Below are 15,801 nucleotides of genomic sequence, written 5' to 3' on the forward strand. Positions count from 1 at the left end.
AAATGACCAAGCGCAACGAAATCGACGCCCTTCGCAATCTCTCCGGCGACATCTGGAACATCGCCATCGACGAATACGCCAAGGGTTATCTCAAGCGCCGCGACCTGTTGAAATATGCAGCCCTCATCGGCTTGACCAGTTTCGCCGCGTCACAAGGTCTGGGCTTTCCCGGCTCGGCGCGCGCCGCTGCTGGCGGCGGCACCGTCCGTGTCGGGCTTGGCCAGCCGACCAAGGCGATCGATCCGGTCACGGTCACCGATCCGGCCAGCATCGGCGTTCTCAGCCAGGTCGGCGAATATCTCATCCTCGACGATCCCAAGGATGGGCTCCAGCCGAAGCTCGCTCTTTCCTGGGAAGCCGACGAGACGGCCAAGCGCTGGACCTTCAAGCTTCGGCCCGGCGTGAAATTCCATGACGGCCGCACCGTCACCGCCAAGGACGTGGTGGCGAGCTTCGAGCGTCTGGTCGACCCGAACAGCGGCTCGTCGGCGCTCTCGGCTTACAAGGGCATCCTCTCCAAGGGCGGCGCCAAGATCGTCGACGACGAGACGGTCGCTTTCGACCTCGACCAGTCGAACTCGAATTTCCCCTTCTATGTCGCGTCCGACGTCTACAACGCGGTGATCCTGCCGGCCGACTATGCCGGCGACTTCGAGAAGAATTTCAACGGCACCGGTCCGTTCAAGCTGGAATCCTTCCGCCCCAAGCAAGGCGCCAGCTTCGTGCGCAATCCCGACTACTGGGGCGACAAGGCGCTGCCTGACCGGGTCGAGATAAAGTTCTTCGATGACGAGCAGGCGCAGGTCGTGGCGCTGCAGGCCGGCCAGCTCGACGTCATCCCGAGCACCACGCGTCTGGAACTGGCGATCGAGGGCAATCCCAACTTCAAGCTGCTGAGCGTCCAGGCGAGCTCGCATGACGCCGTGCATCTCAGGACCGACCAGGCGCCGTTCACCGACAACCGCATCCGCCGTGCACTGGCGCTCACCCTCGACCGTGAGGCCATCGTGAAGGGCCTGCTCAAGGGGCGCGCCATCGCCGGCAACGACACTCCGTTCGCGCCGATCTTCCCTTCGGCCGATCCGTCGGTGCCGCAGCGCAAGCAGGACATCGCCGAGGCCAAGCGTCTGCTCGCCGAAGCCGGCGTGCCCAACGGCTTCGAGGTGACGCTGACCACCGAACGCGCCTACGACATTCCCGACTACGCCGTGATCATCCAGAACTTCGCCAAGAAGGCCGGCATCGACATCAAGCTCAACGTGCTGCCGCAGGATGCCTATTACGGATCGGCGACCTTCGGCAGCTCACCCTGGCTTGATTCCAATCTCGGCATTACCGATTTCGGCCATCGCGGCACGCCCGACATATTTCTCAACGCCACGCTGAAGAGCGACGGCGCGTGGAACGCCGCGCATTTCAAGAATGCGGATTATGACGCATTGTTGGCCGAATACGGCAAGGCGCGAGACCTGCAGGCGCAGCGCGTCGCGGCCGGCAAGATCCAGGCCCTGCTGCTCGATGAGACGCCGGAGATCATCAGCTACTTCTCGCAATATAGCCGCATCTCCAGCGCGAAGGTCGAGGGCGTGCGCTTCACCGCGATCTCGCATCTTCTGCTCGACCGCGTTTCCTTCGTGCAGGCATGATGCGGGAACGCCAAGCCGGGCGGGCCACCGGATGCTGACCGGCCGCACCTTGTCGGCGCGCCTGGCCTCGCTGCTCCTCACCTTGTGGCTGGTCAGCGTACTGGTCTTCCTCGCCGGGCAGGTCCTGCCCGGCGATGTCGCGCGCGTCATGCTTGGTCCGTTCGCGGATGCGCAAGCGGTCGCCGCGCTGAACAGACAACTCGGCGCCGACCAGCCCGTGCTCGTCCAGTACGGGCGCTGGTTCAGCGCGGCGCTTACCGGCGACTTCGGCACGTCGCTGTCGATGCGGGCGCCGGTCGCGCCCTTCGTGTTGGCAAGCCTCGGCCGCTCGGCCGCGCTTGCCGGCATCATCCTTTTGTTTCTCGTGCCGCTGGGCGTCGGCGCGGGCATCGTCGCCGGCCTCAACCAGGGTCGGCTCGCCGACCGGCTGATCGTGCTCGCCGGCGTCTGCTTCGGCATCGTGCCTGATTTCGTGTCCGGCCTGCTCCTGCTTCTGGTCTTCGGATTGTGGCTGAACTGGCTGCCGATCACGGGTGCGGCGCCCGACGGCGCGGGCTTCTGGACGAGCGGCTGCTATCTCATCCTGCCGGCGCTGCCGATCGTGCTCAATCTCGCCGGCTATCTGGCGCGCATGACGCGGGCCGGCGTCATCGAGGCGCTGGCCGCCGACTATACGCGCACCGCCATCCTGAAAGGGCTGGATCGCCGGCAGGTCATTGTCCGCCACGTGCTGCCCAACGCGTTGACGCCGACGGTCGCGGTGCTGGCGACCCAGAGCGGCTACATGCTCGGCGGGCTGGTGGTGATCGAGACGCTGTTCGGCATCCAGGGCCTCGGCAATCTGGTTCTGAACGCCGCCAAGTCGCGCGATTTCCCGATGCTGGAAGCAGGCGTGCTGGTGATGGCGACGATCTTCGTCCTGTCCTCCGCGATAGGCGATCTCGCCCAGGCGCTGCTCGACCCGCGGCAACGGTGGAGGGCGTCGCCATGATGGACCTCCTGGAATTCCCCGCGTCCTCGCCCGCGCCCGCTGTCATGCGGACCGCCGCCAGGCTGGGCCGCGCCGTTCGCGGCCTTCCCGCGTCCGTCATCATCGGATCGCTCATCCTCGCCTTCTGGATCGCCTGCGCCCTGTTCGGCGGCCGGCTGGTCCCCTACGATCCCTATGCCGAGGATTTCCTCGCCACGCTGACGCCGCCGGATACCGCGCACTGGTTCGGCACCGATCATCTCGGCCGCGACGTGCTGTCCCGCATCATCGTCGGATCGCGCGATATCCTGCTGGTGGCGCCGCTCGCGACATTGGGCGGCATCGCCGCCGGCGCGATCATCGGTTTGGTGCTCGGCTATTTCGACGGGCTGGTCGATGCGGTCGGCGCGCGGCTGCTCGACGCGCTGATGGCCTTTCCATTCATCGTGCTCGTCACCATGACGCTGGTGGCGCTGGGGCCTTCGAACCTCACGGTCATCCTGGTGATCGCCATCGCCTATGCGCCGCTGGTGGCGAGGACCGTGCGCGCTGCCGTGCGCGAGCAGAAGGAACGCGAATATGTCAGCGCCGCCCGTCTCGGCGGCGAGAACGCCTTCGCCATCATGGTGCTGGAAATCCTGCCCAACATCCGGGAGACGATCCTCATCGAGCTCGTCACTAGGCTGGGCTACGCCTTCTTCTCGATCGCCACGCTGAGCTTTCTCGGCCTTGGCGTCCAGCCGCCTTCGGCCGACTGGGGCCTGGCGATCGCCGAAGGCTACGGCTTCCTCACCGGTGGCAAATGGTGGGTCGTGGTCTTCAACTCGGGCGCGATCGTATCGCTGGTCATGGCCACCAACCTGATCGCTCAAGGCATAGGCGCCTTCGAGAATATCGAGAGATGAATTGCGGCTTTTGATTGCTAGACTCCCGTTGATTCGTCTCGACAGGAACGGCATGAGCAAAGCCCTCGGCACATTCGCACTGATCACGGTTCTGAGCGCCTTGCTGATGGCGCTCTCTTTGGCGGTTGCCAGGCACGGCTATCCCTACGGCGCGTTCGGCGTGAAGCGTCTCGACGGCATCGCCGACGCCGGCTCGTTCCTGGCGATTGCCGCCGTCTACTTCTTCGGCGCCATGCTGATGATGATCCTGCCGATCCGCGTCGCCGGCATCGTGCTGACCCATGCCGCCGATGCGATCTTCTGGGCGACGATCATGCTGTTCGCGACCATCGTCGGCTCGCTCGTCGCCAGATGGGCGTTTGGCCAGCATGAGGTGCTTTGGGCGCTCTTCAACTGGCGCTTCCTGTTCGTGGCAGTGATCGTGGCGGCACACCTCACCATGAACGAGCTTCGCCGCAACATCCTGCTCAGAAGCCTGTTCTTCGTCGTCTTTGGCGCGGTCACGCTCGCCTGCCTGTTCTGGTCGTTCTCGACCTGAGTCCTAGCTTTGTCGCATATGGCGGGTAGACCTCCTGCCAGGCAATGACTATATCATTTGTCTGACAATTGACCCCGGTCGAAGGCCGTCGCGACCAAAACCCAAGGAAAAACAAGATGACCGTGCTGCGCAAAAACCTGATCGACGGCGAGTGGCTTGGCGAGGCCGGCTCGCGCAACATCAACCCCTCGAACACCAACGACGTCGTCGGCGAATATGCTTCGGCCGGCCCCGAAGAGGCCAAGCAGGCCATCGCGGCCGCCAAGGCGGCCTTTCCGGCCTGGTCGCGCTCCGGGCCGCTGGCCCGTCACGCGGTGCTGAAGAAGACCTCCGACGAGATCATGGCGCGCAAGGACGAGATCGGCCGCTCGCTCGCCCGCGAGGAGGGCAAGACGCTGGCCGAGGGCGTCGGCGAGACCATCCGCGCCGCGCAGATCTTCGATTTCTTCGCCGGCGAGACGCTGCGCCTGTCGGGCGAGATGGTGCCGAGTGTGCGGCCGGGAGTCGGCGTCGAGATGACCCGCGAAGGCGTCGGCGTCGTCGGCATCATCACGCCGTGGAATTTCCCGATCGCTATTCCCGCCTGGAAGATCGCTCCGGCGCTGGCCTACGGCAACACCATCGTCTTCAAGCCGGCGGAGCTAGTCCCCGAAAGCGCTTGGACCATCGTCGATATCCTGCACCGCGCCGGCCTGCCCAAGGGTGTGCTCAACCTCGTCATGGGCAAGGGCTCGGTGGTCGGCCAGGCGATGCTCGACAGCCCCGACGTCAACGCCATCTCCTTCACCGGCTCGGTCGGCACGGGCAAGCGTGTCGCAGCGGCAAGCGTCGAGCACATGCGCAAGTTCCAGCTCGAAATGGGCGGCAAGAACCCGCTCGTCGTGCTCGACGATGCCGACCTCGCGGTGGCCGTCGACTGCGCCGTCAACGGCGCCTATTTCTCCACTGGACAGCGCTGCACTGCGTCGTCGCGCCTGATCGTCACTGAAGGCATCCACGATCGCTTCGTCGATGCGGTAAAGGAGCGGCTGGACAAGCTCGTCATCGGCGACGCGCTCGATGCCAAGACCCAGATCGGCCCGGTCGTCGACCAGACGCAGCTCAAGCAGGACGAGGACTACATCGCCATCGGTGTCAGGGAAGGCGCAACACTCGCCTTCGGCGGCGAGCGGCTGGAGCGCGGCACGCCCGGCTTCTATCTGAAGCCGGCGCTGTTTGTCGGCTCCAACAATGCCATGCGCATCTCGCGCGAGGAGATCTTTGGCCCAGTCGCCAATGTCATCCGCGTCAAGGATTATGACGAGGCGCTCGCTGTCGCCAACGACACGCCGTTCGGCCTCACCTCGGGCATCTGCACGACCAGCCTGAAGCATGCGACGCATTTCAAGCGCAATTCCGAAGCCGGCATGGTCATGGTCAACCTGCCGACAGCGGGCGTCGACTTCCACGTGCCGTTCGGCGGCCGCAAGGGCTCGAGCTATGGTCCGCGCGAGCAGGGCCGCTACGCCATGGAGTTCTACACCACGGTGAAGACCGCCTATACATTCGCCGGCTAATCCAGTCCGGGAGGGAATCGATGAGCGTGACCGGCATGACATGGCTCAACCCGCCGCCGCACCACGAGGTCGGCGACGGCACGCTCACCGTCCGCACCGGCAAGGACACCGACTTCTGGCGCGAGACCTTCTATGGCTTCTGGCGCGACAACGGCCATTTCCTCTACCGACCGGTCGAGGGTGACTTCAGCGCCGAGGTCACCGTCAAGGGCGACTATAAGGTGCTATACGATCAGGCGGGGCTGATGCTGCGCCTCAGCGAAACGCACTGGATCAAGGCCGGTATCGAATACACCGACGGCTTGGCCTATTTCTCGGTGGTCGTCACCAAAGACACCTCCGACTGGTCGCTGGTCGCCATCGCCGCCCGCAAGGACGGCGTCAGGATCCGCCTGACCCGTCACGCCGAGGCGATCCGCATCCAATATCTCGACGCCTCGGATGGTCACTGGAAGCCGGTGCGGCTCGCCTATTTCCCGATCTCGAAAGCGGTCGATGTCGGCATGATGTGCTGCTCGCCGCAGCGCGAGGGTTTTGAGGTGACGTTTTCCGATTTCACCATCGGGCCTGCGATTTCGAGGGAATTGCACGACTGACCCAACGCTGGACTAGCTGTCCATCCGGTGCTGGAAGAATTGCAGGAACAATTCGCGCTCGGTGGTGATGTCGAGCTTTTCATAGATGCGGCGGCGGTGGTTCTTCACCGTGCCGACGGTGATGCCGAGCCGCTCGGCAATGTTGGCTGTCGGATGGCCGGCCAGGATCAACTGCACCAGTTCGCGCTCGCGCGATGAAAGCTCGGGCCAGAGGCTTTCCGGAATTCTAGGCTTCTGCTGGGGCGAGGCGCCGGGACCACTGGGCGCAGAGGTGCGGGAGAAGTCTGAGCCGCGCGCCTTGATGTCCAGCGCATGCAGCGCCTCGAACACCGGCAGCCGCTCGGTCAGCAACGCGATCTCGCTGTCCTTGAACGACACCGTCGAGCGGTCGAGGAAGATGCCGAGGCACCAGTCGCCGCCATCGGCGAGCATGATGCCGACCTCGTCGCAGATTTCCGATTGCGCCAGGAAGCCGGCTATGTACTGGCCGCGTTTCGCCTCCTCGCCGGCCAGACCTTTCAGCGGCATGATGCCCAGCCGGCGCTCGCGCCTCCAGGATGCATAGAACGGGTCGAAGACATAGTAGTTGTCGAGATAGCGCCGCACCATCTCGTCGGAGAAGCGCCGGTGCTTGACGAATTCCGGCGTTTTGGTCGCCGAATAGCGCGTCACCGTCACCAGGTCATGCGCGATGTCGGCGCCGATCAGATCGATCAGGCAGTCGACATGCCGGTCGGTGCCAGTGGCGGCGATCGCCTTGGCCAGCGGCGCCCAGATATTGCCCATGCGCATGCCCTTTTCTCGGCGAACCGCGCCATGCGGTCATTGTGTCTTTAGGCATATGGCGCGATCCGGCCGGTCGAATCTAGCCTGCGGTCACTCTCGGCAAGGGAAAGCGACCCGTGGACCAGATCACCACCAACCCAATCGTCATCGGCATCGACGCCGGCGGCACCATGACCGACACGATCCTTGTCGATCAGGACGGTCAGTTCAAGATCGGCAAGTCGGCGACCACGCCGAAGAACGAGGCGGAAGGTTTCCTCGCCTCCGCCGAGGATGCGGCCGACGCCTGGGGCATCTCGCTCCAGGACCTGTTCTCGGGCGTCAATGTCGTGCTCTATTCCGGCACCGGCATGCTCAACACGCTGTTGTCGCGCACCGGCCGCAAGCTCGGGCTGATCACCACCAAGGGCCTCGAGGACATGATCCTGATGGGCCGCGGCCTGCAGGCCTGGGCCGACTATTCCTATGCCGACCGCCTGCACGCGGTCACCCATCACCATCCCGATCCGCTGGTACCGCGTCGCCGCACCCACGGCGTCACCGAGCGCATCGACCAGTTCGGCGACGTCATCCTGCCGCTCTACGAGCACGAGGTGCATGCGGCCGCCAAGAAGCTGATTGCCGACAAGGTCGAGGCGATCTGCATCATGACCATCTTCTCGCATGTCAATCCCGCGCATGAGAAACGCATCGCCGAGATCTGCCGCGAGGAGATCGCCGCCGCCGGCGCCGACATCCTCGTCTACACCAGCCACGAAGTTCGGCCGGTCATCCGCGAGCAGTCGCGGCTGAACTCGGTGCTGATCGAGGCCTATGCCACCTCGCGCGGCCGCAAGCAGCTCAAGGGCATCGAGGACGTCTCGAAGAAATACGGCTTCAGATATGGCGTGCAGACGCTGCTTTCCTTCGGCGGCCTGACCTCGATTGAACATCCGCGCCTGCACGAGACGATGATCTCCGGGCCTATCGGCGGCATCCTGGGCGCTGCCTATATCGGCAAGCTGATCGGCAACGACTCGCTGATCTGCTCGGATATGGGCGGCACATCCTTCGACATGGGCGTCATCACGCGCGGCCAGACACGGATCGAGAACGAGCCGCTGATGGACCGCTTCAAGCTCAACGTGCCGACGCTGCATCTCGACACGATCGGCGCCGGCGCCGGGATGATCCTGAAGGTCGACCCGCTGACCAGGAAAGTCTCGCTCGGGCCGGAAAGCGCCGGATCCGATCCCGGTCCGATCTGCTTCGCCAAGGGCGGCACCGAGCCGACCATCGCTGACTGCGACGCGATCCTCGGCCGCTTGAACCCGCATTACTTCCTCGGCGGCAAGGTCGTGCTGCAGGTCGAGAAGGCGCGTAAAGCCTTCGAGGAGAAATGCGCCCGCGTGCTCGGTGTCGGCGTCGAGGAAGCCGCCGAAGGCATGATCGACATGCTGGAGGCCGACGCCAACAACGCGCTGCGCCGCGTCATCTCCGGCCAGGGAATCCATCCGTCGGAATTCACGCTTTTGTCCTATGGCGGCTCCGGCCCGCTGCACCTCGCCGGCTGTTCTAGGGGCATCGGCTTCAAGGACATCATCACCTTCCAGTTCGCCGCAGCCTTCTCGGCTTTCGGCTGCACCACCGCCGACTTCATGCGCCGCCATTCGGTGTCGACACAGATCGACATCGGCGCGCGCGCCAGCGATGACGAACTGCAGGCTTTCGGCGCGAAGGTCACGGGCGTCTGGGACGATCTGACCAAGGCCGCGGTCGACGAGATGATCGCCGATGGCCACGGTCGCGACAAGATCAAGACCGTGCCGTTCCTGATGATGCGCTACACCGGCCAGCTCGAGGATGTCGAGGTGATGGCGCCGCTGTCGGCGGTCCGTTCGGCCGACGACATGCGTAACGTCATCGCCGAGTTCGAGGCGGTCTACGCCAAGGTCAACCACCGCGTCTCGCGCTATGGCGAGGCGGGCTTCTCGATCACCGAGCTCGGGTTGATCGCCACCGCCGACAAGGTGAAGCCAACTTTGGTCAAGCGTCCGCTGGGCAAGTCCGATCCGGCTTCTGCTCACAAGGGCATGCGCGAGGCCTATATCGGCGGACGCTGGCACAAGGCCAATCTCTACGAGATGGACCTTCTGCAGCCTGGCCATGAGGTGATCGGCCCGGCCATCATCGAACACCCGGCGACGACCCTCGTCGTCCACCCGCAGGACCGCGTCCATGTCGATGAATGGACGCTGCTTCACTACACTCACGCTTGAGAAGGGCGAACGCCATGCTGGATAAACCCGCCTCCGCGCTCCGCATCCGCGAAAGGCTGCTCGAATCCGAACGGCTGATGGATGAGACCGGCTGCTATGACGGCATCACCGAGCTCAAGCTGCGCAACCAGGACCCGCTGAAATTCGAGACGCTGCATACCAAGCTGCGCGCCTACTGTGTGTCCGCGCGGGAAATGGCACGCCGCATCTCCGCCTCGCCCGGCGTGCGCGAGGTCGGCGAGATGGTCGTCGCCATCTACACGCCCGAAGGCGATGCCATCGCGCTCTCCAATGGCATCATGGTGCATGTGCACACGATGAGCCGCTTCATCAAATGGATGATCCGCAACGGCTACGAGGAAAACCCGCAGATCCGCGACGGCGACATCTTCGCCAACAACGACGCCTTCATCGGCACCGTGCAGGTGCCGGACGTGATGGACGTGGTGCCGATCTTCCATTCCGGCAAGCTGGTCGGCTGGGCCGGCGCCGTCTGTCACGAGCTCGAAGCGGGCGGCATCACGCCCGGCGGCGACGTGGCGCTGGCGCAGGAGCGCTTCACCGAAGGCCTGTTCGTCTGCGCCGAGAAGGTCGGCGAGAACGACGAGCTCAGGCGCGACTATGTCATCCGCTGCGAGCGCAATCTCCGCATGCCGATCTACTGGGTTCTGGACGAGAAGGCCAAGGTGGCGTCATGCATCGACATGCGCGAAAGCGTCAAGGCGCTGATCGACGAGATCGGCCTCGACTACTGGATGCAGGTGTCGAAGGAGTTCATCGAGGAAGGCCGCCGCGCCCAGCTTGCCCGGACCCGCCAGCTCACCGTGCCCGGCATCTATCGCGGTCACACTTTTTACGGCCACGTCACCAAGGGCAAGCCAGGCTACCAGCCGCTCGGCGATCCCGACTGGCTCTACAACATCCCGATCGAGATGGAGATCACGTCGGACGGCAAGATCAAGATGGACTTCGAGGGCACGCAGCCCTGGGGCTACCACTCGATGAACTGCACGCCGGCCGGCATGGATGGCGGCATGTTCGTGACGCTGACCCAGCACATGAATTTCGAAGGTCTCGTCAATGACGGTGCCTGGATGGCCACCGAGCTGAAGCTGCCCAAGGGCACCTGGACCAACCCCGACAACGAGATGGTGGCGACGGCGACTTCCTGGGCGCTGCTGCTCCCCGCCTATGGCGTCTTCCAGCGGCTCTTGTCGCGCTCCTTCATCGCGCGCGGCTTCGTCGAAGAGGCCTTTGTCGGTCAGGTCAACAGCCCGATGATCGAGATGGGGGGCACCAGCCAATACGGCACGCCCTTCGGCATGGCGCATTTCGAATGCGCCGCCGCCGGCTCGGGCGCGCTGGCCATCAAGGACGGGCTCGACACCGCCTATGTCGGATGGAACCCGGAATCCGACATGGGCAATATCGAGATCTGGGAACAGAACATGCCGATGCTCTATATCGGCCGGTCCATCGTTCCCAACTCGGGCGGCGCCGGCAAATACCGTGGCGGCTGCTCCTTTCTGTCGACGTGGCTGGTGAGCAAGACCGATCATCTCAGGCTGGTCACGTCCGAACATTCTTCGCGCGTGTTCGACAATGGCGGGCTTTGCGGCGGCTATCCGGCGCCGACCTGCCAGAAACACCGCGCGGTGCGCGAGAGCAACATCTTCGAGCTGGCCGAAAAGGGCGCGCCGCTGGCGCACCATACCGGCACCAACCCGTACCGCTCGGAGTTGGAGGTCCGGCTGGAAGGCGAGCATGTGACGCTGGAAGGGCCATACATCACCGCGCCGCATAAGACGGGTGATGTCTTCACCCATTCCTATAATGGCGGCGGCGGTTACGGCGACGTGCTGGAGCGCGATCCGGTCAAGACCGCCTGGGATGTCGAGAACGGCTTCCTCACCAAGGAGGCTGCCGAAGGTATATTCGGCATCGTGCTCGATGAGGACGGGGAAGGTTTCCCGGTCGCCAATCTGGACGCCACCAAGCGCCATCGTGCCGAAATGCGGGCAAAGCGCCTGGCTCGTGCAAAACCGGTTTCGGAATGGATCGCCAAGGAGCGTGAGCGGGTGAAGGCGGCCGATTTCGCGCCCGAGGTGAAGAAGATGTACGCCAGCGCGATCAAGCTCTCGCCGCGCTTCACCAGGGATTTTTCCGCCTTCTGGGATGTCGACGCAAAATCGACCTTCGGCGTGGAGTAACGGACCATGACCTCATACAGCAAGGAAGTCATCGCCGATCTGGTTGCCGGCACGCTGCCCTGGCCGCAGACGCGCCGCATCATGAGCGCCTACAAGGACGATGATCGTTTCTTCAAATATGTCGCGGTGCTGCAGGACCGCGTCGGTTGGAAGGATCCGATACTGCTCCCGGTCGGCGACCATCTCTTCATCTGCCAGAGCGGCGACGAGCGGGTGACGAAATGCGAATGTGGCCATTCCTTCGGCGACTACCGCAGGAACTGGAAGCTGGAGGCCGCGATCATCGTACGCGACAGCGAGGAGACGTTGCGTGAGATCTACCCCAACAGCGACCTGCCGGACCCGGACTGGATGGAGGTCCGCGAGTTCATCTGCCCTGAATGTGGCACGCTGCATGAGGTGGAAGCGGCGGCGCCTGGCTATCCGATCGTGCATGATTTCGAGCCTGATCTCGAAGGGTTCTATCGCGATTGGCTTGGCAAGCCGCTGGAGCCGTCGAACAAAGGAGGCTGATGCCGCAAATGGGCCGCGTCGCAGGCAAGGTGGCGCTCGTTACAGGGGCCGGTCTCGGCCTCGGGCGGGCGTCGTCGCTTTTGCTGGCATCGGAAGGCGCAAAACTGGTCGTCAGCGACATCGACGAGACGCTCGCCGGCGATACGGCGGCTGAGATCGTCAAGGCCGGCGGCGAAGCGCTGGCGCTGCGCCAGGATGTCTCGAAATCCGAGGACTGGTCTGCCGCCAAGGCGGCGATCGAGCAGCGGTTCGGGCGGCTCGATGTGTTGGTCAACAATGCCGGCATTGCGATTGCCAAAAACATCGAGGACACGACTTTAGCCGAATGGCGGCGCACCATGGCGGTCAATCTCGACGGGGTCTTCCTCGGCTGCCAGGAGGGCGTCAAGCTGATGAAGAAATCCGGCGGCGGATCGATCATCAACCTCTCTTCCATCGACGGCATTATCGGCGAGGCGGATCTTGCCGCCTACTGCGCCTCCAAGGGCGGCGTGCGCACCTTGACCAAGGCGGTCGCCGTGCATTGCGCCGAACAGCGCTACGGCATCCGCTGCAACTCGATCCATCCTGGCTACATCTGGACGCCGCAGACCGAGAACTATTTGCGCGACCTCGGCACGCTCGAGCAGGAGAAGGCAAAGGCGCTGTCGCGCCATCCGATAGGCTTCCTCGGCGAGCCCAACGACATCGCCTACATGGTCCTCTACCTCGCCTCGGACGAATCGAAATTCGTCACCGGCTCCGAAATGGTTGTCGACGGAGGCTATCTTGCAGTGTGAACACGGAGCGCGTTCGCGATGACCAATCTCACCGGCCGCAGCGCCATCGTCACCGGCGGCTTTTCCGGCATGGGTTTTGCCATCGCCACGGCGCTCGCCAAGGCTGGCGCCAATATCGCCGTCGGCTCCTACGTGGCGCCGCCGCAGCCGGGCAGGGCGGATGCCGCCTACTATCCCGGCGCCGACGAAATCGAGCGCGTGAAGTCGGCGCTGGCCGCCCACGGCACCAAGGTGCATGCCGCCCATCTCGACGTGCGCGACAGCGCACTCACAAATCTCTTCTTCGCGGAAGCCCAGGCCACCGTCGGCCCGGCCGACATCCTGGTCAACGCCGCCGGCACCACGGCCGAGCAACCGGTCTGCGGCCATTCCGACGAGCTCTGGGACAAGATCGTCGACACCAATCTCACCGGGGCGTTCCGTACGACCCGCGCGGTGCTGCCCGGCATGATCGGGCGCGGCTGGGGCCGCATCGTCAACATCGGCTCGACGGCGGCTTCCGTCGGCTGGAAGGACAATCCTGCTTACTGCGCCTCCAAGGCCGGACTGCTCGGGCTGACGCGTTGCGTGGCGCTCGAAGGCGCAGCGCATGGCGTCACCTGCGTCATGATCAGCCCGACCTGGGTCGAGACCGAGCTGATGCGCCGCAACGTGGCGCAGGTCGTCGAGCGCGAAGGCAGGGGCCGCAGCGCCGAGGAACTGATGGACGAATTCAGGAAAGGCAATCCCCAGGGGCGTATGATGCAGCCGGAGGAAATCGCGGCGCTCGCCGTCTTCCTCTGCTCGGACCTCGCCAGGGGGATCACCATGGAAAACATCCAGATCACTGGCGGAGCCATGTGGTAGCGTCGGTGGGGGGTGATGGATTCCGGTCTCGTGGGAGGAGACCGGAATAGACGGAAGGACCATCAACCAACAGGGGAACTGACATGAAAATAGGAAATGCCTTGCAAGGCGCCGGTCTTGGCCTGGCGCTGATGCTTGCCGCAACGACGGCTGGGCAAAGCGCCGAACTCGGCGCCAAGGACGAGCCGATCAAACTCGCGATGCTGGAGTGGACCGGCGCGCATGTTTCGACTCACATCGCCGGCCAGCTTCTGGAAAAGCTCGGCTACAAGGTCGAATACGTCACCGCCGGCAATTTCCCGCAATTCTCGGGCCTCGCCGACGGCTCGCTCAGCGCCTCGGTCGAGATCTGGTTGAACAATGTCGGCGACATCTATCCGAAGGTGCTGGCCGCCAAGCAGATCGAGGACATCGGCAAGCTCGATCTGAAGACCCAGGAAGGCTGGATTTATCCGAAGTTCATGGAGAAGGTCTGCCCGGGCCTGCCAGATTGGACCGCCCTCAACAAGCCCGAATGTGTTCAGGCATTGGCGACGCCCGAAACCGCGCCCAATGGTCGCTTCCTCGACTACCCGGCCGATTGGGGTTCGCGCGCGGCAACCATCCTTGCCGACAACAATATGCCTTACACCGCGGTTCCGTCGGGCTCCGAAGGCGCGCTGGTCGCGGAGCTCGAAGCTGCCGAAGCCGCCAAGACGCCGCTCATCATGATGTTCTGGGGCCCGCATTACGCGCTGGCCGAGAACGATGTGGGTTGGGTGACGATGCCACCCTGCAAGGAGCAGGCCAACGAGCACTGCATCACCCCACCTGATGTCGACAAGATCGTCTGGTCGGGCTTTGGCGCCAAATGGCCGGCGGCTTACGCCTTCCTCAAGGCCTTCAAGATGGATGCGACCGAGCAGCAGAAGATGATGCTGGCCGTCGACAAGCAAGGCAAGGATCTCGACGCCGTTGTCAAGGAATGGATCGACAAGAACGAGACGGTGTGGAAACCTTGGCTAGACGCCGCCAAGGGATAATTCGCCGATGTGCCTGGCAAAGGCTGAGGGGCGCCATAGGCCCGGTTTCCGCGATGGGCGGAGCCGGGCGGGCGATCGGCACGGGTGGTTAGGGATGAACACGGCCGCGCGTCCGATAAAGCTTGCCTGCCGAAATGTCTGGAAGGTCTATGGCCGGCGCCCGGCCTATTACTTCGACTCGCGCGGCTATATCATCGATCCCGATGCGCTGGCCGAGCGCCTGCGCGCTGAGGCGCATCTGCCGGCTGTGGTCGATGCCAGCTTCGAGGTGGCGACGGGCGAGATCTTCGTCATCATGGGCCTGTCCGGCTCCGGCAAGTCGACCCTGGTGCGGTGTCTCTCGCGCCTGGTCGAGCCGAGCGCCGGCGAGGTCCTGCTCGACGGCAGGAACCTGCTCGCCGCCAGCGGCAAGGAGCTCATCGAGCTGCGCCGCCACGCCATGGGCATGGTGTTCCAGAATTTCGGCCTGCTGCCGCATCTGAGCGTATTGGGCAATGTCGCCTTCCCACTGAAGATCCAGGGCAAGCCGGCGAAGGAGCGCGAGGCCCGCGCCCGCGAGATGATCGCGCTGGTCGGGCTCGAAGGCCGCGAGGCGTCCTTCCCGCATCAGCTCTCCGGCGGCCAGCAGCAGCGCGTCGGCATTGCCCGCTCGCTCGCGGTAGGCCCGGAGCTCTGGTTCCTCGACGAGCCGTTCTCGGCGCTCGATCCGCTGATCCGCAAGCAGATGCAGGATGAGTTCCTGCGCCTGCAGCGCATGCTGAAGAAGACCATCATCTTCATCACCCACGACATCGCCGAGGCCTTCCGCCTGGCCGACCGGCTGGCGATCATGCGGGCCGGCAAGATCGTGCAAATCGGCCGCCCCGCCGACATCGTGCTTAATCCGGCCGACGACTATGTCGCGCAATTCACCGAGGACATGCCGCTGCTGCGCGTCATCACGGCCGGCGACATCGCCGCGCCCGCCAATGGCGCCGCGCTGCCGGAACGCAGCGTTGCCGCCGACACCAGCCTTGAGGCGCTCATCCCGCAACTCGCCTCGGGTGTGACGGCCTTCACCGTTCCTGGCGTGGGCGACAGTCCGTCGGCGGTGCTCGACGCCGGTGCCGTGCTCGCGGTGCTCGAACGCGAGCAGGCGAGGCGCAAGAGCTCATGACAGCGCCGGCCGCGGCATTT

General features: G+C 64.3%; 14 protein-coding genes. 13 read left to right on the forward strand and 1 reads right to left on the reverse strand.

Annotated elements, in window-relative coordinates; genetic code table 11:
- Positions 1-2 precede the first annotated feature (2 nt).
- From FJW06_RS19275 to FJW06_RS19300, 6 genes are all read left to right on the forward strand, one after another.
- Positions 3-1,646, forward strand: coding sequence for an ABC transporter substrate-binding protein (locus FJW06_RS19275; protein WP_140753794.1), 1,644 nt, complete (start codon positions 3-5; stop codon positions 1,644-1,646).
- 31 nt (positions 1,647-1,677) lie between these two features.
- Positions 1,678-2,637: an ABC transporter permease gene (locus FJW06_RS19280; RefSeq protein WP_140753795.1), complete on the forward strand. Its 960-nt coding sequence runs from the start codon at positions 1,678-1,680 to the stop codon at positions 2,635-2,637.
- Positions 2,634-3,521 carry an ABC transporter permease gene (locus tag FJW06_RS19285; protein ID WP_140753796.1) on the forward strand — a complete coding sequence of 296 codons (888 nt, stop codon included), beginning with the start codon at positions 2,634-2,636 and terminating at the stop codon, positions 3,519-3,521. The genes FJW06_RS19280 and FJW06_RS19285 overlap by 4 nt, the downstream gene beginning before the upstream one ends.
- A 52-nt stretch (positions 3,522-3,573) precedes the next feature.
- A complete protein-coding gene (locus FJW06_RS19290; protein ID WP_140753797.1) occupies positions 3,574-4,059 on the forward strand; it encodes a hypothetical protein in 486 nt (161 codons plus the stop codon).
- Between the two features lie 116 nt (positions 4,060-4,175).
- Entirely contained in the window at positions 4,176-5,615 is a 1,440-nt protein-coding gene (locus FJW06_RS19295; RefSeq protein WP_140753798.1) for an aldehyde dehydrogenase family protein, read from the forward strand.
- Positions 5,616-5,635: 20 nt separating this feature from the next.
- Entirely contained in the window at positions 5,636-6,211 is a 576-nt protein-coding gene (locus tag FJW06_RS19300) for a DUF1349 domain-containing protein (protein ID WP_140753799.1), read from the forward strand.
- A gap of 12 nt (positions 6,212-6,223) precedes the next feature.
- Here FJW06_RS19300 and FJW06_RS19305 read toward each other — a convergent pair whose 3' ends face one another.
- A complete protein-coding gene (locus tag FJW06_RS19305; RefSeq protein WP_140753800.1) occupies positions 6,224-7,003 on the reverse strand; it encodes a helix-turn-helix transcriptional regulator in 780 nt (259 codons plus the stop codon).
- Between the two features lie 110 nt (positions 7,004-7,113).
- Between FJW06_RS19305 and FJW06_RS19310 the strand changes: the two genes are divergently transcribed.
- The 7 genes from FJW06_RS19310 (at position 7,114) to FJW06_RS19340 (ending at position 15,781) form a co-directional block, all read left to right on the forward strand.
- On the forward strand, positions 7,114-9,255 hold the full coding sequence (locus tag FJW06_RS19310; RefSeq protein ID WP_140753801.1) for a hydantoinase/oxoprolinase family protein: 2,142 nt from the start codon (positions 7,114-7,116) through the stop codon (positions 9,253-9,255).
- Between the two features lie 14 nt (positions 9,256-9,269).
- Complete coding sequence (locus FJW06_RS19315) at positions 9,270-11,465, forward strand: hydantoinase B/oxoprolinase family protein (RefSeq protein ID WP_140753802.1); 2,196 nt, start codon at positions 9,270-9,272, stop codon at positions 11,463-11,465.
- A gap of 6 nt (positions 11,466-11,471) precedes the next feature.
- Complete coding sequence (locus tag FJW06_RS19320; RefSeq protein WP_140753803.1) at positions 11,472-11,978, forward strand: acetone carboxylase subunit gamma; 507 nt, start codon at positions 11,472-11,474, stop codon at positions 11,976-11,978.
- An 8-nt stretch (positions 11,979-11,986) separates the two neighbouring features.
- On the forward strand, positions 11,987-12,757 hold the full coding sequence (locus FJW06_RS19325; RefSeq protein WP_140753804.1) for a glucose 1-dehydrogenase: 771 nt from the start codon (positions 11,987-11,989) through the stop codon (positions 12,755-12,757).
- 18 nt (positions 12,758-12,775) lie between these two features.
- The gene (locus FJW06_RS19330) at positions 12,776-13,603 is read left to right on the forward strand and encodes an SDR family oxidoreductase (protein ID WP_140753805.1); all 828 of its coding nucleotides are present in this window, start codon (positions 12,776-12,778) and stop codon (positions 13,601-13,603) included.
- Between the two features lie 83 nt (positions 13,604-13,686).
- On the forward strand, positions 13,687-14,625 hold the full coding sequence (locus tag FJW06_RS19335; RefSeq protein WP_140753806.1) for an ABC transporter substrate-binding protein: 939 nt from the start codon (positions 13,687-13,689) through the stop codon (positions 14,623-14,625).
- 94 nt (positions 14,626-14,719) lie between these two features.
- Positions 14,720-15,781 carry a betaine/proline/choline family ABC transporter ATP-binding protein gene (locus FJW06_RS19340; RefSeq protein ID WP_140753807.1) on the forward strand — a complete coding sequence of 354 codons (1,062 nt, stop codon included), beginning with the start codon at positions 14,720-14,722 and terminating at the stop codon, positions 15,779-15,781.
- Positions 15,782-15,801 lie beyond the last annotated feature (20 nt).

It is taken from the genome of Mesorhizobium sp. B4-1-3, assembly GCF_006439355.1.
Classification (GTDB): domain Bacteria; phylum Pseudomonadota; class Alphaproteobacteria; order Rhizobiales; family Rhizobiaceae; genus Mesorhizobium.

Excerpts from the sequence above, each read along its gene's own strand:
- FJW06_RS19295 (WP_140753798.1), top strand. The coding sequence starts at position 4,176 with ATGACCGTGCTGCGCAAAAACCTGATCGACGGCGAGTGGCTTGGCGAG.
- FJW06_RS19320 (WP_140753803.1), top strand. The coding sequence starts at position 11,472 with ATGACCTCATACAGCAAGGAAGTCATCGCCGATCTGGTTGCCGGCACG.
- FJW06_RS19330 (WP_140753805.1), top strand. The coding sequence starts at position 12,776 with ATGACCAATCTCACCGGCCGCAGCGCCATCGTCACCGGCGGCTTTTCC.
- FJW06_RS19335 (WP_140753806.1), top strand. The coding sequence starts at position 13,687 with ATGAAAATAGGAAATGCCTTGCAAGGCGCCGGTCTTGGCCTGGCGCTG.
- FJW06_RS19340 (WP_140753807.1), top strand. The coding sequence starts at position 14,720 with ATGAACACGGCCGCGCGTCCGATAAAGCTTGCCTGCCGAAATGTCTGG.
- FJW06_RS19285 (WP_140753796.1), top strand. The coding sequence starts at position 2,634 with ATGATGGACCTCCTGGAATTCCCCGCGTCCTCGCCCGCGCCCGCTGTC.
- FJW06_RS19325 (WP_140753804.1), top strand. The coding sequence starts at position 11,987 with ATGGGCCGCGTCGCAGGCAAGGTGGCGCTCGTTACAGGGGCCGGTCTC.
- FJW06_RS19305 (WP_140753800.1), bottom strand. The coding sequence starts at position 7,003 with ATGCGCATGGGCAATATCTGGGCGCCGCTGGCCAAGGCGATCGCCGCC.
- FJW06_RS19290 (WP_140753797.1), top strand. The coding sequence starts at position 3,574 with ATGAGCAAAGCCCTCGGCACATTCGCACTGATCACGGTTCTGAGCGCC.
- FJW06_RS19280 (WP_140753795.1), top strand. The coding sequence starts at position 1,678 with ATGCTGACCGGCCGCACCTTGTCGGCGCGCCTGGCCTCGCTGCTCCTC.
- FJW06_RS19315 (WP_140753802.1), top strand. The coding sequence starts at position 9,270 with ATGCTGGATAAACCCGCCTCCGCGCTCCGCATCCGCGAAAGGCTGCTC.
- FJW06_RS19300 (WP_140753799.1), top strand. The coding sequence starts at position 5,636 with ATGAGCGTGACCGGCATGACATGGCTCAACCCGCCGCCGCACCACGAG.
- FJW06_RS19275 (WP_140753794.1), top strand. The coding sequence starts at position 3 with ATGACCAAGCGCAACGAAATCGACGCCCTTCGCAATCTCTCCGGCGAC.